Here is a 21214-nt window from a genome sequence, read left to right as displayed (position 1 = left end):
TCAGTCCATCAAGGCTTTGGCTTCGGCCACCTGGCCGCGGTAGGCGTCGAAAATGCCGCGCAGCGCGTCGGCCATCGTCACCTGCGGTTTCCAGCCCAGTTCGGACATGGTGTTGTCGATCTTCGGCACGCGGTTCTGCACGTCCTGGTAGCCCTTGCCGTAGTAGGCGCCCGAGCTGGTCTCGACCAGCTTGACCTGCTTGGCCGAGTCGGCGTACTCGGGATATTCGGCCGCCAGTTCCAGCATCATGTGGGCCAGTTCGCGGATCGAGTAGTTGTTGCTCGGGTTGCCGATGTTGTAGATCTTGCCCGATGCGACGCCGCCCGCGTTGGCGATGATGCGCACCAGCGCGTCGATGCCGTCGTCGGCGTAGGTGAACGAGCGCTTCTGCGCGCCGCCGTCGACCAGCTGGATGTTCTCGCCGCGCACGATGTGGCCGAGGAACTGGGTCAGCACGCGCGAGGAGCCTTCCTTCGGCGTGTGGATCGAGTCGAGCCCGGCACCGATCCAGTTAAATGGACGGAACAGCGTGAAGTTCAGGCCTTCCATGCCGTAGCCCCAGATCACGCGGTCCATCAGCTGCTTCGAGCAAGCGTAGATCCAGCGCGGCTTGTTGATCGGGCCGTACACCAGCGGCGAATTCTCTGGATCGAACTCGGCGTCCGGGCTCATGCCGTACACCTCGGAGGTCGACGGGAACACCAGGTGCTTGCCGTACTTGTGCGCCGAACGCACGATCGGCAGGTTCGCCTCGAAGTCCAGCTCGAACACGCGCAGCGGATCGGTGACGTAGGTCGACGGCGTGGCGATCGCCACCAGCGGCAGGATCACGTCGCACTTCTTGACGTGGTACTCGACCCATTCCTTGTTGATGTTGATGTCGCCCTCGAAGAAGTGCAGGCGCGACTTGTACGCGTCGTTCTCGAGCAGGTCCTTGATGCGCTCGGAGTGCATGTCCATGCCGTACACGTCCCAGTCGGTGGTTTCGAGGATGCGCTTGGACAGGTGGTGGCCGATGAAGCCATTGACGCCGAGGATGAGGACTTTTTTCATGGAATGGGCTCTTGTGTTGTTAGGCCGTCAGGCGCTGTTGCAGCTGCGCCGGCGTGACGGGAACGCCATCGGCAAGCAGGCTTGAAATTGCCAGCAGGCGGCCGTCGCCGCACACACCGACGATGCGATTATCCACCACAGCCAGCCCGGGTGGCAAATGGGCTGGCGCGCTGCGGGACAGTCTTGCGCGTTCGATAACATAACGCTGGCCGCCGGCGTCGGTGAAGGCGCCGGGGTAGGGCGGAGCCACGGCGCGGTGCAGGTTGTACACCTGGCTGGCCGGCTGCGACCAGTCGATCCGGCCGTCTTCCGGCTTGCGCCCGCCGAAGTAGCCGCCTTGCGTCAGGTCGTTCACCGTGCGCGGCGCGGCACCAATCAGCAGCGCCGGCAGCACGCGCCACAGGCATTGCTCGGCCGCGACGGTGACCTTGCCGAACACCTCGAACGCGGTGTCGTCGGGGAGGATAGGCACGGCGCTCTGCGCCACGATGGCGCCGGCGTCCGGCTTGACCGTCATTTCGTGCAGGGTGGCGCCGGTCTCAGTGGCGCCGTGCAGCACCGCCCAGTTGACCGGCGCGCGGCCGCGGTACTGCGGCAGCAGCGAGCCGTGCATGTTGAACGCGGGCGCCACCGCCAGCAGGGAAGCGGGCAGCATGTTGCGGTAGTAGAAGCTGAACATCAGGTCCGGCTTGCAGGCCGCGACCTGCGCCAGCAGCTCGGGCGAATTCGCGTCGCCAGGCGTGATGTAAGGGATGCCTTCGGCCTGGCACAGCGAGATGACCGACTCGAACCAGATGTTCTCTGTGGCGCTGTCCTCGTGCGTGACGACCAGCGCGACGTCCACGCCGCCGGCCAGCAGCACCTTCAGGCAGCGCACACCCACATTGTGATACGCAAAAACGACCGCGCGCTTGTTTTTTGTATCATTACTCACGAGCGGCTCACCTGGCGCTTTTCGACGGCGAGATCGAGTTGTTCGTCCTTGCCCGGCGTGTGCTGCAGGATGGTCTGCACCACGTAGCGCGGACGCGCGCGCACCTGCTGGAAGATGCGGCCGACGTATTCGCCCAGGAGGCCAATGCCGAACAGGATCACGCCCATGAAGAAGAAGGCGATGGCGAACAGCGTGAACACACCTTCGGCCTCGGCGCCGAGCGCGAAGCGGCGGATCAGCAGCATCACCACCAGCAGCGCCGACGCCAGCGACATCATCATGCCCAGCATCGAGAACATCTGCAGCGGCACCAGCGAGAAGCCGGTCACCAAGTCGAAGTTCAGGCGGATCAGCGAGTACAGCGAATACTTCGATTCGCCGGCCGCGCGCTCTTCGTGTTCGACGATGATCTCGGTCGGCTTGCGCGCGAACTTGTAGGCCAGCGCCGGCACGAAGGTATTGACCTCGCCGCACTGGTTGACCAGGTCGATCACGTTGCGCCCGTAGGCGCGCAGCATGTTGCCCTGGTCGGTGATCTTGATGTTGGTGATGCGCTCGCGCAGCCGGTTCATCGCTTTCGAGGCGATCGTGCGCCAGGCCGAATCCTGGCGCTTGCGGCGGATCGAGCCGACGTAGTCGTACCCTTCGCGCATCTTCTCGACCAGCTTGTGGATTTCCTCGGGCGGATTCTGCAGGTCGGCGTCGAGCGTGACGGTGATTTCGCCGCGGGTCGCTTCGAAGCCGGCCAGGATCGCCATGTGCTGGCCGTAGTTACCGTTGAACAGGACCACGCGCGTCACGTCCGGGCGCGCGCGGAACTGCTCGGCCAGGATCGCCACCGAGTTGTCGCGGCTGCCGTCGTTGACGAACACGATCTCGTAGGGGATGCCGATCTTGTCGAGCGCCGGGTACAGGCGCGCGAACAGCGCGGCCAGGCCCGCCTCCTCGTTGTAGATCGGGATGACGACCGACAGTTCCGGTTTCAGTGCGTCGAGATTCATTTCGCCAGCACCGCGTTGACCGCGCCGACCACGCGCTCGACGTCCGCCTTGGTCATCGCCGCGAACATCGGCAAGGTCACCGTCAGGCGGCCGATGCGCTCGGACTCGGGGAACATCCCTTCGTGGAAGCCGCGCTCGCGGTACATCGTAAACAGGTGGATCGCCGCGTAGTGGAAGCCGGTGGCGATGTTGTGCTCGTTTTTCAGGGCCGTCATGAAATCGGCGCGCGTGTTCGGGCCGCGGTCCGGCAGGATGATCTGGAACAGGTGCCAGTTCGAGGTGTCGAAGGCCTGCACCGGCAGCTGGGCGCCGGTGCGCGCTTCGAAATCGGCGCCGAAGGTGTCGAAGTAGTGGCGCGCCAGTTCCGCGCGGTGCGCGGTGACGGCGTCGATGGTCTTCATCTGGCCCAGGCCGATCGCCGCGGCGATGTCGGTCATGTTGTATTTGCCGCCCAGGACATCGACGTCGATGCCGTCCACGCCGCTGCGGGTGACGCCCTGCAGGCGATACTTCTCGGCCAGCACGGCTTCCTCCGGCGTGTTCATCACCAGGCAGCCGCCTTCGCCGGTGGTCAGGTTTTTATTCACCTGGAAGCTGAACGAGACGAAGTCGCCGAAGGCGCCGATGCGCTGGCCTTTCCAGGTCGAGCCGAAGGCCTGGGCCGCGTCCTCGACCACGCGCAGATTGTGCTTCTTGGCGATCGCGTACAGGCGGTCCATGTCCACCGGCAGGCCGGCCAGGTACACCGGGATGATGGCGCGGGTGCGCGGGGTGATCGCCGCTTCCACTTTGTCCAGGTCGATGTTGCGGGTGACCGGGTCGATGTCGGCGAACACCGGCGTGGCGCCCACTTCCAGGATGACGTTGGCGGTGGCGACCCAGGAGATCGGCGTGGTGATCACTTCGTCGCCCGGCCCGATGCCGGCGATGCGCAGCGCGATCTCCATGGTGCAGGTGCCGGAGTTAAAAGTGCGTACCGGGCGGCCGCCGAAGTAGGCCGACAGCTGCTTCTCGAACTCCGCCACTTTCGGGCCGCCGTTGGTCAGCCATCCGGAGCGCAGCACGTCGCCGACCATGGCGATCGTGTCTTCGTCGATGGTCGGTTTGGAAAAGGGCAGGAACGGCAAAGTGGCAGTCATCGATTTCTCTTGTTAAATTGTTATTGTTGACACGCCAGGCGTGCCAAAAGCGCATTCTATCAGCCTTAGGTACGCGCAAGGAGCGCCACGCCGACCATGATCACGGCCATCGCGCCCAGGCGCTGCAGCGACACGGCCTCGCCCAGGAACATCCAGGCGCCCACCGCGCTGACCACGTAGCCGAGCGAGAGCATCGGGTAGGCGATGGTGACGTCGGTGCGCGACAGGCCCATGATCCACACCAGCAGCGAAATCACGTAGCAGGCAAGGCCGGCCAGGATCGGCAGCTGGGAAAACACCTTGACGCCGGTGGAGAACCAGTTCTGCGCGTTGACGTGGATGACGCCCAGCGCGTTGGTGCCGGCCTTGAGCAGGAGCTGGGCGGCGGCGTTGAGCAGCACGCCGGTGATGATGAAGGCGAAAGCGGAGAGGTTCATGGTTTCTTTATATCGTTGGCGATGACGGTGCGGCGCGAATCTTGCGCCACCACGCGCAGCGGCACGCCTTTCTGTTGGAGGTCTTTGACGATGTCGGCGCGGATGATCGCCACGTCGCGCACGCCGGCGGCGGCGTCGCGGGTCCACTGATCGGCGAACGCGGCGACGGTCGGTATTGCCAGTTCCGGCTGCTGCTGCAGGCCGAAGGTAAATTCGTCGAGGTAGTCCACCAGCGTGACGGTGCGGCGCAGGTAGAAGGTGAGCGACTGTTCGTACAGGCCGACCGAGTAGATTTTCGTGTCGGGCTTCAGTTCGGCCTTAATCGCCGGCAGCAGGTTGGTGCCCGCGCGCACCTGGCCGAGCGGCTCGAAGCCGGCCAGCATGATCTCGGTGGTGGCGAAGCCCGCGATGGCCAGCACGAGGACGAACAGGTCGCGCTGCATCTGGCGCGCGTAGATGAAGGCCAGGCCGCCGCCGGCCAGCGCGATGAAGCCCGCGGCCAGCACCCACGGCTGGAACGCCTGGTACAGCACGTGCTCGCCGGCGTGGCCGGCCATCTTCGGCATGAAGGGCACGGTCGCCAGCAGCGCAGCGCCCACCAGCGACAGCAGGGCGGCCGCCAGCATGCGGCTGCGGCGCGTGCCGTGCTCCAGGTAGGACGCCGTCAGCAGCGCGAGGGCGGGGAACACCGGCAGGATGTAGCCGGGCAGCTTGGAGTTCGACTTGGTGAAGAACAGGATGATGAAGGCGGCCCACACCAGCGCCATCAGGCGCGGGCGGAAGCGGCCCGCTTCGCGCTTGGCGCCCAGGGCCAGGCTCTGGAACAGCACGCCGAGCCACGGCACCATGCCCACCGCGGTCAGCACGACGAAGATGTACCAGGCCTGCTCGCGGTGGTGCTCCTTCAGGAAGAAGCGGTCCCAGTGCTCGTGGATGAAGAAGAAGTGCGGCTGCTCCGGGTTGCGCATCCAGACCAGCAGGAACCACGGTGCGGCGATGGCAAAGAACAGCAGCAGGCCCTTGACCAGGTGCAGGCGGGTCCACAGCTTCCAGTCGCGCGTGATCAGGGTATAGACCACCAGCACGCCGCCAGGCAGCATCAGGCCGATCAGGCCCTTGGACAGCACCGCCAGCGCCATGCCGGCCCAGCAGGCCAGCATCCAGTTGCGCCGCTCATGGTCGGGCGCGCCGTCGCGCTGGGCGATCAGCAGCGCGCACAGCGAAATGGTCATCATGCCCGACAGGCCCATGTCGAGAGAGTCGATCTGGCTGCAGGCGGCCCAGTAGAAGCACGATCCCAGCACCAGCGCGGCATAGAAACCGATGCGGCGGCCGAATACCTTGGCGCCGGCGTAACCGGTCAGGGCCACGCCGCCGATGCCGCACAAACCCGTCCACAGGCGCGCCTGCCAGTCGCCCAGGCCGAACAGGGCGAACGACAGCGCGTTCATCCAGGTCTGCAGCGGCGGCTTTTCGAAGTACTTGATGCCGTTCAGGCGGGTGGTGATCCAGTCGCCGCTGGCGAACATCTCACGCGCCATTTCGGCGTAGCGGCCCTCGTCGGGCGGCACCAGGGTGCGCACGCCGAGCAGGTACAGCGAGACGATGGCAAAGGCGGCGAACAGGCTCCAGGCGAGTTTGTTGGACAGGTGGAGTTCTTTCATCGGGCGCCTGGCGCTCCGAGGATCAGCGCCAGCGTGACCTTGCGGCCTTCGCCCATCAGGATGTTGTAGGTGCGGCAGGCGGCCTGGTTGTCCATGCACTCGACGCCGATGCGGCGCGACGACAGCGCCGCGATCAGGCGCGGGTGGATGAAGCGCTGGCGCTCGCCCGTGCCGAGGATGACGACGTCGGGCGCGTCAAGCGCGATCGCCTCGAAATGGGCCTCGGTCAGGTCCTCGAAGGCGGCCACCGGCCACGGCCGCGGCGGCACTTCCGGCATCACGGTCAGGCTGTAGTCGTAGGGCGCGGCGTTGATTTCGACGCCGCCGTCGAAGTAGCCGGTGACGGTCTGGTATTGTTGGGTCGAGCTGGAATGGAGCTTCATGTGCGGATGTGGTTGGCGCGGCAGGCAGGCCGCTTGCGGGCGTTAGCATGCCACAAACGGCAATAAAGCGCGAATTTCCGCGATCCTGCGAGCAATACATGCCATCGGGCAGCAATTCGAGCTTGGCGGTTGATTAATTCGGGCGCTTTCGGCAGAATGGGATTTTTCGCACTGCAACATAGCGCGCCACCGGACAGGGAAAAGACTTTGCGACCGATTCTGAAATCGAACAAGCTCGACGACGTGTGCTACGAGATCCGCGGCCCGGCCATGGAAAAGGCGCGCCAGATGGAAGAAGACGGCCACAAGATCATCAAGCTCAATATCGGCAACCTGGCGGTGTTCGGCTTCGACCCGCCGGACGAGATCGTGCAGGACATGATCATGAACCTGCACGGCGCGGCCGGCTACACCGACTCGAAGGGCATGTTCGCGCCGCGCAAGGCGGTGATGCACTACACCCAGGGCAAGAAGATCGCCGGCGTGAAGATCGACGACATCTACCTGGGCAACGGCGCCTCCGAGCTGATCGTGATGGCGATGAACGGCCTGCTCAACAACGGCGACGAAGTGCTGGTGCCGGCGCCCGACTACCCGCTGTGGACGGCCGCGGTCAGCCTTTCGGGCGGCAACCCGGTGCATTACGTCTGCGACGAGCAGGCCGGCTGGTTCCCCGACATCGAGGACATGCGCCGCAAGATCACGCCCAACACCAAGGCGATCGTCGTGATCAACCCGAACAACCCGACCGGCGCGCTGTATCCGCGCGAAGTGCTGCTCGAGATCGTCGAACTGGCGCGCCAGCACCAGCTGATCATCTACGCCGACGAAATCTACGACAAGACCCTGTACGACGGCGAGGAGCACGAGTCGATCGCCGCGCTGGCCGACGACGTGCTGTTCGTGACCCTGAACGGCCTGTCGAAGAACTACCGCTCGTGCGGCTACCGCGCCGGCTGGATGGTGGTGTCGGGCGAGAAGCGCCACGCCAAGGACTACATCGAGGGCCTGAACATGCTCGCCTCGATGCGCCTGTGCGCCAACGCGCCGGGCCAGTTCGCCATCCAGACCGCGCTGGGCGGCTACCAGAGCATCGCCGACCTGGTCGGCCCGGGCGGGCGCTTGCTCAAGCAGCGCGACCTCGCCCACAAACTGCTTACCGATATACCGGGCGTTACCTGCGTCAAGCCAAAAGCGGCGCTGTACATGTTCCCGCGCCTCGACCCCGCGATGTATCCGATCGCGGACGACCAGCAGTTCGCCTGCGACCTGCTGTCCGAGGAAAAAGTCCTGATCGTGCAGGGCACGGGATTCAACTGGATCGCGCCGGACCACTTCCGGCTGGTGTTCCTGCCGAACTCCGATGACCTGACCGATGCATGCGGCCGCATCGCCCGCTACCTCGATGGCTACCGCCGGAGGCACGGGCGCGGCTGAAACCCTCACCTTCAAAGAATATGAAACCCATCAAAGTAGGCCTGCTAGGCATCGGCACCGTCGGTGCGGGCACATTCCACGTCCTCAAGCGCAACCAGGAAGAGATCCGGCGCCGCGCCGGCCGCGGCATCGAGATCGCCATGGTCGCGGCGCGCAATACCGAGCGCGCGGGCAGCCTGGTCGAAGGCCAGTGCCAGGTCGTCGGCGACCCGTTCGCCGTGGTCGACCATCCCGACATCGACATCGTGGTCGAACTGATTGGCGGCTACGAGCTGCCGTACGAACTGGTGATGCGCGCCATCGCCAACGGCAAGCACGTGGTCACCGCCAACAAGGCGCTGCTGGCGCTGCACGGCAACGAGATTTTCGCCGCCGCCCAGGAGAAGGGCGTGATGGTCGCGTTCGAGGCCGCGGTGGCCGGCGGCATCCCCATCATCAAGGCGCTGCGCGAAGGCCTGACCGCCAACCGCATCGAGTCGGTGGCCGGCATCATCAACGGCACCACCAACTTCATCCTGTCCGAGATGCGCGACAAGGGCCTGGATTTTTCGACCGCGCTGGCGCAGGCGCAGGGCCTGGGCTACGCGGAGGCCGATCCGACCTTCGACATCGAAGGCGTGGACGCGGCGCACAAGCTGACCATCATGTCGGCGATCGCCTTCGGCATCCCGGTGCAGTTCGACAAGGCGCACGTGGAAGGCATCAGCAAGCTGCAGGCGATCGACATCAAGTACGCCGAGCAGCTGGGCTACCGCATCAAGCTGCTGGGCATCACGCGGCGCACGGTGATCGACGGCGTGGAAGGCATCGAGCTGCGCGTACACCCGACGCTGATCCCGGCCAAGCGCCTGATCGCCAACGTCGAAGGCGCGATGAACGCGGTGCTGGTGCAGGCCGACGCGGTGGGCGCCACGCTCTACTACGGCAAGGGCGCCGGCGCCGAGCCGACCGCCTCGTCGGTGATCGCCGACCTGGTCGACATCACCCGCCTGGCCACCGCCGACCCGGAGTACCGCGTGCCGCACCTGGCGTTCCAGCCGAACCAGATGACCGACGTGGCGATCTGGCCGATGTCGGAGATTAATACCAGCTACTACCTGCGGGTGTACGTGAAGAACCGGCTCGGCGTGATGGCCGACCTGACGCGGATACTTGCGGACGCAAGGATTTCCATCGACGCGGTGCTGCAGAAGGAGCCGGCGGAGGGCGCGACGCGGCTCGACATCATCATGCTGACGCACCAGACGCGCGAGAAGAACATCGACGCGGCGATCGCCAAGATCGAAGCGCTGGAGACGGTGGTGGGCAGCGTGACGCGGATCCGCCTCGAGAGCCTGAGCTGATGCTGCCTCGGGGTCTGGTCCCGGGGACCTGACCCCCGCCTTTGGTCCGCGCCGCATGAATACCGGGGTCTGGTCCCGCGGACCTGACCCCATCTTTGAGTACCTCCACAAAAAATGGGGTCAGGTCCGCAGGACCAGGAAGGAGTCGAGCCTTGCACGGCTAGACCGTTTCGCAGGAGCGAAGCTTCGCTTCACTAAACCCCTGCCACACCCCCTACAAACCGGGCTGATCGTCGGCCCGCCGTCCGCGCGGCGCCTGCAGCAAAAACTCATCGGAAAACTCGTCGACGGGCTGACAGGGCGGGGCGTCGTCATCGTGGTCCAGGTCGACGCTGATCAGGGCGCGCAGCTCCTGGTCCTCGTCTTCCGGACCGAGGGTGTCCGGCGCGATCAAATTGTCATTTGGCGTTTTCATTCGGCGATTTTACGCGCGCGGACTCGCCACGAAGCCCGCATCCTACCGCTCCTTTGAGCCTACTCAACGCAATGATGGCGCAGCGGAATCTAGTTGCCGCGCAGGCGGAAAACCGATGCTGACCTTCAGCCCGCGCCCGTCGGCGCCCTCCGACAGCGTGATGCCGGCTCCGTGCAGCGTCGCAATGTCGCGCACGATCGCCAGCCCGAGCCCGGTGCCGCCCTGGTTGGCCGCCAGCGACGCGCTCGAGCGGTAGAACGGCCGGAACACTTTCTCGCGCTCGCCCTCGGCGATGCCTTCGCCGCTGTCCTCCACCTGCAGCAGCGCTCCCGACGGCGTCGCCCGCACGCGCAGGATCACGTGGCCGCCGGCCGGCGTGTAGCGGATCGCGTTGTCCACCAGGTTGCTGACCATCTCGTGCAGCATCAGCGCCTGGCCATCGACCACCACCTCGCCGGCGGCCTCCAGCGACAGGTCGATCTTCTTCTGCACCGCTGGCAGCGCCAGTTCCAGCCCGACCTGGCGCGCGATGTCCGGCAGCGACACCGGCGCCAGCGCCGCCGCCTCGCTGCCATGCTCAATGCGCGCCAGCGTCAGCAGCCGGTTGGCCAGGTGGACGGTCGAATCGGTGGTCGCCGCGATCGACGCGACGATAGAGCGCATCGCCTGCACGTCGTTCTCGCGCAGCGCCAGCTCGGCCTGGGTCTTGAGCACAGTGAGCGGCGTGCGCAGCTGGTGCGAAGCGTCGGCGATGAAGCGGCGCTGGCCGGCGATCAGCTTTTGCATGCGGCTCATGGTGGTGTTCATCGCCGCCACCAGCGGGCGCACTTCGCGGTGCACCAGCGCCGGATCGACATCCGACAGGTCGTGCACGTCGCGCCGTTCGACTTCGCTTTTCAGCCGCATCAGCGGCGCCAGCACCAGCCTCACGGCAAACCACACCAGCGCGGCCACCGCCAGCAGCATCGCGCCCTGGCGCAGCAGGGTGTCGAACAGGATCTTGCGCGACAGCCCTTTGCGCGCCTCCATCGTCTCGCCGACCTGGATCAGGGCGATGCCGCGCATCGAATCGTCGAACACCGGCTGCAGCAGCGCGGCGATGCGCACCGGCTCGCCGTTGTAGTCGGCCTTGTAGAAGCGCACCAGCGCGGGATAGGCCTCCGAGCGCGGCACATTGGCCGGCACCGGCGGCAGGTCGCCGAAGCCGGAGACGGTCTCGCCGTTGATGCCGGTGACCTTGTAATAGATGCGGCCCAGCGTGTCGGTCTCGAAGCTGTCGAGCGCGACGTAGGGCACGTCGGCCACCACCTTGCCGTCCCTGATCGAGACCCGCTCGGCCAGCGCGCGCGTTGACGCCAGCAGCGAGCGGTCGTAGGCCTGGTCGGCCGCGTCGATGCCGTTGTTGTAGGCCGAGATCGAGTTGATCGCCACCAGCAGCACTAGCGGCACCAGCAGCCAGCGCAGCAGCTGGCTGCGCAGGCTGCCGAGCGGCGCGGCGGCGAGGCGCCGCTGCAGCAGGGTGGCCAGCGGCGCCATGTCAGGCCGGGTCGCGCGGCTGCAGCATGTAGCCGATGCCGCGCAAGGTCGTGATGGCCGCGCCGTTGTCGGCGACCTTGTCGAGCTTCTTGCGCACGCGGTGGATGTATAGCTCGATGGCGTCGACGTTGGCGTCGTCCGACAGCGCGAACACTTCGTCGAACAGCTTCTCCTTCGGCACCGCGCGCCCCGGGCGGGTGATCAGCGCTTCGAGCACCGCGTGCTCGCGCGGGGTCAGCGCCAGCGGGGCGCCGCCGTAGGTGAACATGCGCGTGACGGTGTCGAAGGACAGCGCGCCGCACTGGTGCACCAGCGCTTCGTTGCCCTGGCTGCGCCGCAGCAGCGCCTTCACGCGCGCTTCCAGTTCGGACAGTTCGAACGGCTTGGCCAGGTAGTCGTCGGCGCCCAGGTTCAGGCCCTGGACGCGTTCTTCCAGCCCGCCGCGCGCGGTAAGGATCATCACCGGCGTCTTGGCGCGCGGGCCGCCGCGCGCGCGCAGGCGCCGCAGCACTTCGAGGCCGTCCATCTTGGGCAGGGTCAGGTCGAGCAGCACCAGCGAGTAGTCCTGGGTGTGCAGCAGGGCGTCGGCGTCGGCCCCGCTGGTCGCCGTCTCGACGGTGAGGTTGGCGTCGCGCAGGGCCTTGGCCAGCCAGTGGGACAGTTCGAGGTGGTCTTCAACTAAAAGTATGCGCATAGGGTCAAGTGTAAGCCGAACTGTGTTCTTTGCGCTACAGGCGGGGCTGAAAGCGAATTGAAAGGATGACAGCCATATAGTATGTCCAGAAACACCAGCATTCAAAACCATAACTCACGTCCAGGAGACACCCAATGAAGAAGTCTGTTCTTTCGCTCGCAGTATTCGCAGCCCTTGCCGCCGCTGGCGCCGCCCACGCGCAGTCCAACGTCCAGGTGTACGGCCTGATCGACGCCGGCATCGAAGAACTGAACCACGCCAACGCCAACCAGAACACCGTCACCAAGGTCATCTCGGGCGGCAAGAACACTTCGCGCTGGGGCTTCCGCGGCACCGAGGACCTGGGCAGCGGCCTGAAAGCCGTATTCAACCTCGAAGGCGGCATCCTGATGGACACCGGCGCCGCCGATGGCGCGATGTTCAAGCGCCAGGCATACGTCGGCCTTGAAGGCGGTTTCGGCCGCGTCGTGATCGGCCGTTCGTTCACCACCACCTACGACTTCGTCATCAACTTCGACCCGCTCGGCTACGCGCCGAACTACTCGTGGGCGACCTCCTCGAACGCCACCGGCCCGTCGAAATACGGCATGACCACCGCCTTCGACAACCTGGTCAAGTACTCGGGCAGCACGGGCGACTTCAAATACGGCGCGACGGTCGGCCTGGGCGAGCAGCCGGGCAGCAGCGCCGACAGCCGCAAATACGCGGTCGGCGGCTCGTGGACCCACTCCGGCCTGGGCCTGATGGCAGCCTACGAGCAGGTCAACGGCAACGTCGTCCCCGCCACCGGCAACCGCGACGAAACCAAGGCCTACCACCTGGGCGCGGACTACAAGACCGGCGACTGGCGCCTGACGGCCGGCATGCGCGGCTACAAGCTGGTGGCCGGCAAAGCCGCCACCGCCGACGTGCGCGCCGACACCTACTGGGGCGGCCTGAGCTACTACATCAAGCCGGCCATCACCGTGACCGGCGCGGTCTATCACGTCAACGTGAAGGAAGTCGCCGCCGGCCAGGACGCCGATCCGACCATGTACGTGGCGCGCATCCTGTACGCGCTGTCCAAGCGCACCGACCTGTACACCGCCGTCGGCTACGCCAAGGCCAAGAACGGCAAGCTGGTGGGCCTGTCGCGCGACGACGCCGGCTTCGGCAACTCGCAGACCGGCGTGACCGTCGGCATCCAGCACCGCTTCTAAGGCGCCACGATGAAAGCCCGCCTGCCGCTGTTCGCCGCCGCCATGCTGCTGGTGGCAAGCGGCGCCGCGCGCGCGGCCGACGCCGAGTGCATCGTGCCGTCCAAGCCGGGCGGCGCGATGGACCTGACCTGCAAGCTGGCGCAGAAGGCGCTGCACGGAAACGGCCAGATGCGGCTGAACTACATGCCGGGCGGGATCGGCGCGGTGGCCTGGCACACGCTGGTATCTCAGCGCGCCAGCGAGCCGAACACGCTGGTGGCGTTTTCGGGCGGCTCATTGCTCAATCTCGCGCAGGGCAAGTTCGGCAAGGCCAGGGCGTCCGATGTGCGCTGGGTTGCGGCGCTTGGCGCGGACTACGGCATGGTCGCGGTGCGCTCGGATTCGCAGTTCAAGTCGCTGGCCGACCTGCTCGACGCGCTCAGGAAGCAGCCGGAAAAGGTGCTGATCGGCGTCTCCGGCACCATCGGCAGCCAGGACTGGCTGAAGATGGCGCTGGTGGCGCAGCGCGCCGGCATCGACCCGAAAGTGCTGCGCTTCGTGGCGCTGGAAGGCGGCGGCGAATCGTTCACCGCGCTCGACGCCAGCTTCGTCCAGGTGGTGTCGGGCGACGCATCGGAAGCGACGCTGTATGCCGGCGCCGGCAAGGTGCGGGTGCTGGCGGTGCTGTCCGAGAAGCGCCTTCCCGGCGTGTTGGCCAGCGCCCCGACCGCGCGCGAGCAGGGCATCGACGTGGTGTGGCCGATCATCCGCGGCGTGTGGATGGGGCCCAAGGTGCCGGATGCCGATTACCGGCGCTGGGTGCGCGCCTTCGAACAGGCGGAAGCCAGTCCCGAGTTCGCCCAGATCCGCGCATCGCAGGGCTTCTACCCGTTCAGCATGACGGGCGAGGCACTGACGCAGTATGTGACAAAAGCGATTGACGATTACAACCGGCAGGCCAGGCAGTTCAAGCTGGTCCGCTAAAAAAACATAAACCAGGAGACCAGACATGAAACTTACCAAGACCATTTTGAGCGCTGCAATCGCGGCAACCCTGGCCGGCGCCGCGATGAGCGCGTATGCCCAGGTCCCGGCCGGCTACCCGGCCGACTACCAGAAGGTGATCGACGGCGCCAAGAAAGAGGCCAAGCTGGTCATCTACGGCGCGACTGACAGCAAGGCCACCCAGCCGCTGATCAAGGACTTCAGCGCGCTGTACCCCGGCATCACGGTCGAATACAACGACATGAATTCCACCGAGGTGTATAACCGCTTCATCTCCGAGGCGGCGGCCGGCGGCAACACCGCCGACGTGATGTGGTCGTCGGCGATGGACCTGCAGGTCAAGCTGGCGTCCGAAGGCCACGCGATGGCCTACAAGTCGGTTGAAGCCTCGAAGATCCCCGGCTGGGCGGTGTGGAACGACATGGCCTACGGCACCACGTTCGAGCCGGCTGCGATCGTCTACAACAAGCGCCTGGTGACGGCCGCCGAAGTGCCGCAGACGCACGCCGACTTCGCCAAGCTGATCACGTCCGAAAAATTCAAGGACAAGGTCACCACTTACGACATCGAGAAGTCCGGCGTCGGTTTCATGTTCATGACCCAGGACGCGCAGGACTATCCGCAGTTCCCGGCGCTGGAACAGGCGCTGGGCGCGGCGCGCGTGCGCGTGCAGTCGTCCACCGGCACCATGCTCGAGCGGATCTCGTCGGGCGAGAACCTGATCGGCTACAACGTGCTCGGTTCCTACGCGCTGGTGCGCGCCAAGGCCGACCCATCGATCGGCATCGTGCTGCCGAAGGACTACACGCTGATCATCTCGCGCGTCCAGTTCATCAACAAGTCGGCCAAGAACCCGAACGCCGCCAAGCTGTGGATCGACTACATGCTGTCGCACCGCGGCCAGACCGTCATCGCCAACGAATCGAAGCTGTATGCGATCCGCGCCGACGTCAAGGGCGAAACCACTTCGGCCGACCTGATCAAACTGATCGGCGAGAAGAACATCAAGCCGGTGCCGGTCGGACCTGCCGTGCTGACCTACCTTGCGCCGGCCAAGCGCATGGCCTTCCTGAAGCAGTGGAAGGAAACCGCGGGCAAGAAATAATTGGTAAAACGGCGGGCCGCGGCGCGGCCTGCCTTGTCGGTCGCCGTACCCCATCCTTCATCGGGAAATCCTCATGTCTACCTTATCCTTATCCGGTTCGCCGCGCCTTAACTGGCCGCGCGGACTGGTGGTGACGCTCACCTGTATCGCCGTCTTCCTGCCGCTCCTGCTGATCTTCTACCAGAGCTTCCTGTCGGCGCCGTTCTTCATGCCGACCAAGGTGCTGGGGTTGGAAGCCTACCAGTTCATCTTCGACGACTCCGACTTCTGGATGGCCGCGAAGAACGGCTTCATTCTCGCCGCCGGCCTGGCCGCGATCGCCGTGCCGCTGGGCGGCATGCTGGCTTTCCTGATGATCCGCACCGACCTGCCGGGCCGCGGCTGGATCGCGCCGCTGCTGCTGGTGCCGATCTTCGTGTCGCCGATGGTGATGGGCTTCGGTTACGTCGTCTCGATGGGGCCGGTCGGCTTCTACTCGACCTGGGCCAAGCAGCTGCTCGGCTTCGTGCCATGGAATATCTATTCGTTTACCAGCATCGTCATCATCGCCGGCCTGACCCACGTGCCGCACGTCTATCTGTACGCCTCGTCGGCGCTGAAAAGCCTCGGCTCGGACGTCGAGGAAGCGGCGCGCGTGGCCGGCGCCTCGCCGCTGCAGGTGATGCTCAACGTGTCGCTGCCGATGATCATGCCGGCGCTGGCGTATGCCGGCGTGCTGGTGTTCTTCCTCGGTTTCGAAGTGTTCGGCCTGGTGCTGGTGCTGGGCGACCCGGAAGGCCACCTGGTGCTGGCGACTTATCTGTACAAGCTGACGAATAAACTTGGCACCCCGTCGTACCACCTGATGGCCGCCGTCGCGGTGTGCCTGGTGATGGTGACGATGCCGCTGGTGATGATGCAACGCTGGCTGCTCAAGTCGGCCAACAAGTATGTGTCGATCAAGGGCAAGGGCGCGCGCCAGAAGGCCATGCCGCTGGGCCGCTGGAAGTGGGTCGCGTTCGCGCTGCTGGCCGGCTGGCTGATCTTCACCATCGTGCTGCCCATCTCCGGCATCGTGCTGCGCTCGTTCGTGCAGTACTGGGGCGAGGGCGTGAAGCTGGCCGACGTGCTGACCCTGCAGCACTTCCGCGACATCTTCGAGCAGCCATCGCTGATGCGCGGCATCTTCAACACGGTCCTGATCGGCGTGGTCGGCGGCGCGCTGGCCGTGTGCTGCTACAGCGCCATCGCACTGGCGATGCACCGGAAGCCCGACGGCATCACCCGCCTGCTCGATTACAGCGTGCTGGTGCCGCGCGCCGTGCCTGGCCTGCTGGCCGGCCTGGCCTTCCTGTGGGTGTTCCTGTTCGTTCCGAGCTGGCTCGATGGGATGCTCCAGACCAGCGACAGCGGCATCGCGGTCTACCTCCACGAGCACCTGATCCCGGCGCTGCGCGCGGTGCGCTCGACTATCTTCGCCTTGTGGCTGGCGTATTCGGTGGTGTGGCTGGCCTACGGCATGCGTCTGATTTCGACCGCGCTGCTGCAGGTCGGGCCGGAGCTGGAAGAAGCGGCGAGGGCGGTCGGCGCCACCCGCGGCCAGGTCACCCGCGACGTCACGCTGCCGCTGATCAAATTCGGCCTGATGGGCGCCTGGCTGATGGTGTTCCTGATTTTCGAGCGCGAATATTCGACCGGCGTCTACCTGCTCTCGCCGGGCACCGAAGTGATTGGCGCGATGCTGGTATCGTTGTGGGCAGGCGGCTCGACGGACCTGGTGGCGGCACTCTCCTTCATCAACATTACACTGGTCGCGATTGGCCTCGGCATCGCGTTGCGCTTCGGCGTCAAGCTGCATAACTAATATACGATCATGAAACGAGACCTCAACATGAATGAACTGTCCGTCAACGAACTGCACCTGGACTACGGCAGCGGCGCGACGGCCAACCCGATCCTCAAGGGCGTATCGATGCACCTGCAGCGCGGCGAAGTGGTGGCGCTGCTCGGGCCTTCGGGCAGCGGCAAGACGACCCTGCTGCGCGCGGTGGCCGGACTGGAAAGCCCGAAGCAGGGCACCATCGACATCGGCGAGCGCCGCGTGTTCGACGGCGCCGCCGGCCTGGAGATGCCGGCCGAAGCGCGCAACCTGGGCCTGGTGTTCCAGTCGTACGCGCTGTGGCCGCACAAGACTGTGTTCGACAACGTCGCCTACGGACTGAAGCTGCGCAAGATGGGAAAGAGCGAGATCGAAGGGAAGGTCAACGAGGTGCTGTCGCAGCTTGGCCTCGGCCACCTCGGCGCGCGCTTCCCGCACCAGCTGTCGGGCGGCCAGCAGCAGCGCGTGGCGATTGCGCGCGCGCTGGTGTACAACCCGCCGGTGATCCTGCTCGACGAGCCGCTGTCGAACCTCGACGCCAAGCTGCGCGAGGAAGCGCGCGCCTTCCTGCGCGAGCTGATCGTCCGCCTGGGGCTGTCGGCGCTGATGGTCACGCACGACCAGGCCGAAGCGATGGCGATTTCGGACCGCATCCTGCTGCTCAATAACGGCAAGATCGAACAGCAGGGCAGCCCGCAAAGCATGTACGAGACGCCGGACACGCTGTTCACCGCCGAATTCATGGGCAGTAACAACCGCCTGCCGGGCAAGGTGGTCAGCCGCGATGGCGCGCAGGTCCAGCTGGTGGTCGACGGCGTGGCGTTGCAGGGCACGGCGCGCGGCGCGAACACCGGCGCCGACGTGCAGCCGCTGATCCGCGTGGAGGAAGTGCGCGTCAGCCCGACCCCGGTGGACAACGCGCTCGAACTGCCGCTCCTGACCTGCATGTACCTGGGCGACCGTTGGGAGTGCCTGTTCACGCGCGGCGAATTGAGCCTGCGCGCCTACTCGAAGTACCGCCTCGAGCCGGGCAACTACTGGCTGCACATGCCGGCCGATAAGCTCTGGGTATTTTGAAGCCGAACGAGCGGTTGCCGCTGCTCGGCGCACTGCTGCTCGCGTTCATCGCGGCACAGCTATGCGTCTGGCTCGACACGCCGCTTCCGTGGATGATCGGGCCGCTGTTCTCCACCGCCGCGGCCTGCATGCTGGGCGCGCCGCTGCATGCGCCGCTGCAGGTGCGCTGGGCCGGGCAGTGGGCGATCGGCACCGCGCTCGGGCTGTACTTCACGGCGCCGGTGCTGGCGGTGCTGGCTTCCTACGCCGGCTGGATCGTGCTTGCGGTGCTGTTCGCGATGGTGCTGGGGGCGCTGTCCGGCAGGCTGCTGCAGCGCCTGTCCGGCGTCGACAAGGTGACCGCGTTCTTCGCGATGGCGGTGGGCGGCGCCTCCGAGATGGCGGCGCAGGGCGAGCGCCACGGCGCCGCGGTCGAACGCGTGGCCGCCGCGCACAGCCTGCGCATCATGATGGTGGTGGCGACCATTCCCTACGCGATCCGCTGGTGGAGCGGGCATGGACTCGGGCCGGGCCTCGACATGTACGTGCCCGGCGCGGCGCAGGTCCACTACGGCTTCCTGCTGATCCTCGTTGCGCTGACGGTGCTCGGCGCCTTCGCGCTGATGCGCATCGACGTGCCGAATGCGTGGGTGATCGGCCCGCTGTTCGTGGCGCTGGCGCTGACGGCGTGCGGCATCCATCTGAGCCGGCTGCCCGAGTGGATGATCCGCCTCGGCCAGCTGTTCATCGGCGTCTCGCTCGGGACGCGCTTCACGCCGGCGTTCGTGCACACGGCGCCGCGCTACATGGCCAGCGTGGCGCTCTGCACACTGGTGATGATGGTGCTGGGCGCCGGCTTCGGCTCCGGGCTGGCGGCGCTGGCCGGCATCAATCCCGGCGTGGCGATCCTGGCGACCTCGCCGGGCGGCATTGCCGAGATGTCGCTGACGGCGCGCGTGCTGCACCTGGGCGTGCCGATCGTCACTGCTTTCCACGTCTCGCGCATGGTGTGCGTGGTGTTGCTGATCGGACCCTTGTACCGGCTGGCGATCCACGAGGATTGAAAATCGGTCGCGCGTCGCTATGATGAAAATATATCGACGACAGCGAGGTGATTGCCATGAAGCGAATATTACTCATGTCGGCAATGCTGCTGACGGCAGCGGCCGCCTATCCGCAGGAAACGTCGTTCATCAATCAGTCGGACATGAAATGGGAAGACGCGCCGCCGGCGCTGCCGAAGGGCGGCAAGCTGGCCGTGCTGTTCGGCGATCCCTCCAAGGAAGGCCCATATTCGATCCGCGCCAAGATGCCGGCCGGATATATGGTGCCGCCGCATTTTCACACCAAGGATGAGAACCTGACGGTGCTGAGCGGCGCGCTGTACATCGGCATGAGCGACACGGTGGACAAGAAAACGGCGCATGCGCTCAAGGCCGGCGGCTTCCACCACGTGCCGGGCAAGGTGCACCACTACGCGTTCACCAAGGCGCCGACCGTGCTGCAGATCAGCGGGGAGGGGCCGTTCGACATCAACTACCTGAATGCGGCGGACGATCCGCGCACCAAGAAGTGATTTCGGTGTCGTACCTGCGGAGGCAGGTACCCATACTGAGCTGGCGAATGAGGGGAGGCTGATTCAGCATGGGTATCTGCCTGCGCAGGTACGATTTGCGTGAGTTCGCGCGTTCTTCAAATTGCGACCAGGATCTCCCACGATCCGGGATCGCGCTGGTGCACGAAGCGCACCACGGAATCGACCGTGACGGTGTCGATGCGGCCGGCCATGCGCCGCTCGAACGGCTGGTCGTCGAACGAGACGTTGGCGCGGAACATGCGCGCCCCCAGCCGCGTCATGGCCGGAATGTCGATCGTGATCGGCGCGAAGCCGGCCAGCTTCAGCCACGCCTGCGCCTGCGCGCGCCCGTCGATCGGCATGTCCGACACGCTCGCCGCCCAGGTCTCGAGCAGCCACTGGTTCGAGTTCTGGTAGTTGGTCGAATACGGAAACGCCAGCATGTTGTAGCGCTCATCGTGCAAGCGCAGCGGCGTGGTCGACGACAGCATCGCGGCGATCCGCTGCTGTACCTGCGGGCTCGGCACGACGATGCGCGTTTCGTAGGCGTGCATATCGTCAAGGAAGAAATTGCCGAGGCCTTCGTCGAACAGCGCCGATTGCGCCGTGCCGCAGCGGTTCAGTTCATGCACCACCAGCCAGCGCCCTTGCGGATGGTCGCGCCACACGTAGCCCATGTGCGAGTAGCGCAGGCCATACTTCGACAGGTCCTGGCCGACGCGCGCGATCAGCGCCACCTGCGCGCCGGACTTGTCCAGCGCCTTCATGGTGCGCTCGGCCAGCGTCATCGCCTTCACGAACGTGGCCACATCGGTCTTCTTCGTCTCGCACGCGGTGCCGGCAAACGCCAGCTTGGTGGCCAGTGCGGCGGCAAGGATCGCTACGGTGAGCAGGCGCCGCACGGTCAGCCCCTGGCGCTGACGCGCGAGTGGTGCAGCAGCGCCTTGCCGATTTCGTTCGGGACGAAGGCGAGCACCTTGCCCGCCGAGACCAGCAGATAGCCGGTCGATGTCGCCACCAGGTTGACCGAGGCGCCGGCCGCCAGCGATGCTTCGCGCGCCGCGCGCCCGCTTAACTGAATCGTCGCGCGTGCCGCGTCGGAGGCGCCGATCAGCACGATGACGCTGGCGTCGCCTGTCGCGACCACGCTGTCGACCACCACCGTGCCGGAGGCGGCCAGCGCCGACATCGAGCCGTAGACCACCGTGGCCGAGCCTTCGCTCACCAGTTCCGATGCGTTCGACAGCTCGGTACTGCCTTGTTGTTCGGCGGCGCCGGCGGCAAGGGAGCAGCACAGCAGCATCAGGACGATCGGTTTCATGGTCACGCTTTCTTGAGGATGGCCGGGTTGGCAAAATCATCATTGGCGATTTTGTCGCCCCGCTCAAGTTATGCCGGAG

Annotated in this window: 21 protein-coding genes; 9 read left to right on the top strand and 12 right to left on the bottom strand. The window is 65.8% G+C overall.

The annotated features are described in order from the left end of the window. The 7 genes from Q4S45_RS13330 to Q4S45_RS13300 form a co-directional block, all read right to left on the bottom strand. The gene (locus Q4S45_RS13330) at window positions 1-1053 is read right to left on the bottom strand and encodes a bifunctional UDP-4-keto-pentose/UDP-xylose synthase (protein ID WP_305504908.1); all 1053 of its coding nucleotides are present in this window, start codon (window positions 1051-1053) and stop codon (window positions 1-3) included. A 19-nt stretch (window positions 1054-1072) separates the two neighbouring features. Continuing rightward, the gene (locus Q4S45_RS13325; protein WP_305504907.1) at window positions 1073-1987 is read right to left on the bottom strand and encodes a formyltransferase; all 915 of its coding nucleotides are present in this window, start codon (window positions 1985-1987) and stop codon (window positions 1073-1075) included. Further along, window positions 1984-2973 (bottom strand): glycosyltransferase, encoded by a 990-nt coding sequence (locus tag Q4S45_RS13320; protein WP_305512104.1) that lies wholly within the window; start codon window positions 2971-2973, stop codon window positions 1984-1986. The genes Q4S45_RS13325 and Q4S45_RS13320 overlap by 4 nt, the downstream gene beginning before the upstream one ends. 11 nt (window positions 2974-2984) lie before the next feature. Then, window positions 2985-4127 carry a DegT/DnrJ/EryC1/StrS aminotransferase family protein gene (locus Q4S45_RS13315; RefSeq protein ID WP_305504905.1) on the bottom strand — a complete coding sequence of 381 codons (1143 nt, stop codon included), beginning with the start codon at window positions 4125-4127 and terminating at the stop codon, window positions 2985-2987. Window positions 4128-4192: 65 nt separating this feature from the next. After that, complete coding sequence (locus Q4S45_RS13310) at window positions 4193-4564, bottom strand: 4-amino-4-deoxy-L-arabinose transferase (RefSeq protein ID WP_305504903.1); 372 nt, start codon at window positions 4562-4564, stop codon at window positions 4193-4195. Beyond that, complete coding sequence (locus Q4S45_RS13305) at window positions 4561-6228, bottom strand: glycosyltransferase family 39 protein (RefSeq protein WP_305504902.1); 1668 nt, start codon at window positions 6226-6228, stop codon at window positions 4561-4563. Before Q4S45_RS13305 ends, Q4S45_RS13310 begins: the two co-directional genes overlap by 4 nt. Continuing rightward, the gene (locus Q4S45_RS13300) at window positions 6225-6611 is read right to left on the bottom strand and encodes an Mth938-like domain-containing protein (protein WP_305504900.1); all 387 of its coding nucleotides are present in this window, start codon (window positions 6609-6611) and stop codon (window positions 6225-6227) included. The genes Q4S45_RS13305 and Q4S45_RS13300 overlap by 4 nt, the downstream gene beginning before the upstream one ends. A gap of 207 nt (window positions 6612-6818) precedes the next feature. Here Q4S45_RS13300 and Q4S45_RS13295 point away from each other — a divergent pair, with 207 nt between their 5' ends. After that, window positions 6819-8048, top strand: coding sequence for a pyridoxal phosphate-dependent aminotransferase (locus Q4S45_RS13295; RefSeq protein ID WP_305504898.1), 1230 nt, complete (start codon window positions 6819-6821; stop codon window positions 8046-8048). A gap of 20 nt (window positions 8049-8068) precedes the next feature. After that, window positions 8069-9391 (top strand): homoserine dehydrogenase, encoded by a 1323-nt coding sequence (locus Q4S45_RS13290; protein ID WP_305504896.1) that lies wholly within the window; start codon window positions 8069-8071, stop codon window positions 9389-9391. Window positions 9392-9605: 214 nt separating this feature from the next. On the opposite strand, the gene Q4S45_RS13285 is transcribed toward Q4S45_RS13290, so the two are convergent. The 3 genes from Q4S45_RS13285 to Q4S45_RS13275 all read right to left on the bottom strand — a co-directional run bounded on the left by Q4S45_RS13285 (window position 9606) and on the right by Q4S45_RS13275 (window position 12036). Further along, window positions 9606-9806 (bottom strand): hypothetical protein, encoded by a 201-nt coding sequence (locus Q4S45_RS13285; protein WP_305504894.1) that lies wholly within the window; start codon window positions 9804-9806, stop codon window positions 9606-9608. A 63-nt stretch (window positions 9807-9869) separates the two neighbouring features. Then, complete coding sequence (locus tag Q4S45_RS13280) at window positions 9870-11342, bottom strand: sensor histidine kinase (protein ID WP_305504892.1); 1473 nt, start codon at window positions 11340-11342, stop codon at window positions 9870-9872. A gap of 1 nt (window position 11343) precedes the next feature. Beyond that, entirely contained in the window at window positions 11344-12036 is a 693-nt protein-coding gene (locus Q4S45_RS13275) for a response regulator (protein ID WP_305504890.1), read from the bottom strand. Between the two features lie 134 nt (window positions 12037-12170). Between Q4S45_RS13275 and Q4S45_RS13270 the strand changes: the two genes are divergently transcribed. From Q4S45_RS13270 to Q4S45_RS13240, 7 genes are all read left to right on the top strand, one after another. Further along, window positions 12171-13235 carry a porin gene (locus tag Q4S45_RS13270; RefSeq protein WP_305504887.1) on the top strand — a complete coding sequence of 355 codons (1065 nt, stop codon included), beginning with the start codon at window positions 12171-12173 and terminating at the stop codon, window positions 13233-13235. A 9-nt stretch (window positions 13236-13244) separates the two neighbouring features. After that, on the top strand, window positions 13245-14198 hold the full coding sequence (locus Q4S45_RS13265) for a tripartite tricarboxylate transporter substrate binding protein (protein ID WP_305504885.1): 954 nt from the start codon (window positions 13245-13247) through the stop codon (window positions 14196-14198). Between the two features lie 25 nt (window positions 14199-14223). Continuing rightward, on the top strand, window positions 14224-15324 hold the full coding sequence (locus Q4S45_RS13260; RefSeq protein WP_305504882.1) for an ABC transporter substrate-binding protein: 1101 nt from the start codon (window positions 14224-14226) through the stop codon (window positions 15322-15324). A gap of 73 nt (window positions 15325-15397) precedes the next feature. Further along, on the top strand, window positions 15398-17167 hold the full coding sequence (locus tag Q4S45_RS13255; RefSeq protein WP_305504880.1) for an iron ABC transporter permease: 1770 nt from the start codon (window positions 15398-15400) through the stop codon (window positions 17165-17167). A 27-nt stretch (window positions 17168-17194) separates the two neighbouring features. Further along, window positions 17195-18259 (top strand): ABC transporter ATP-binding protein, encoded by a 1065-nt coding sequence (locus tag Q4S45_RS13250; RefSeq protein WP_305504878.1) that lies wholly within the window; start codon window positions 17195-17197, stop codon window positions 18257-18259. Then, window positions 18256-19302: an AbrB family transcriptional regulator gene (locus Q4S45_RS13245; protein ID WP_305504876.1), complete on the top strand. Its 1047-nt coding sequence runs from the start codon at window positions 18256-18258 to the stop codon at window positions 19300-19302. The genes Q4S45_RS13250 and Q4S45_RS13245 overlap by 4 nt, the downstream gene beginning before the upstream one ends. Before the next feature lie 56 nt (window positions 19303-19358). Beyond that, window positions 19359-19814 carry a cupin domain-containing protein gene (locus Q4S45_RS13240; RefSeq protein WP_305504874.1) on the top strand — a complete coding sequence of 152 codons (456 nt, stop codon included), beginning with the start codon at window positions 19359-19361 and terminating at the stop codon, window positions 19812-19814. Window positions 19815-19930: 116 nt separating this feature from the next. Here the strand turns inward: Q4S45_RS13240 and Q4S45_RS13235 are convergent, their stop codons facing one another. Both Q4S45_RS13235 and Q4S45_RS13230 read right to left on the bottom strand, forming a co-directional pair. Further along, a complete protein-coding gene (locus tag Q4S45_RS13235) occupies window positions 19931-20716 on the bottom strand; it encodes a DUF2145 domain-containing protein (RefSeq protein WP_305504872.1) in 786 nt (261 codons plus the stop codon). A 2-nt stretch (window positions 20717-20718) separates the two neighbouring features. Next, entirely contained in the window at window positions 20719-21135 is a 417-nt protein-coding gene (locus Q4S45_RS13230) for a hypothetical protein (RefSeq protein WP_305504871.1), read from the bottom strand. Between the last annotated feature and the right edge of the window lie 79 nt (window positions 21136-21214).

The organism is Massilia sp. R2A-15, assembly GCF_030704305.1.
Classification (GTDB): domain Bacteria; phylum Pseudomonadota; class Gammaproteobacteria; order Burkholderiales; family Burkholderiaceae_D; genus JAFCUW01.
The sequence above is the reverse complement of the archived record's forward strand: the minus strand, read 5'-3'. Positions and strand labels throughout refer to the sequence as shown.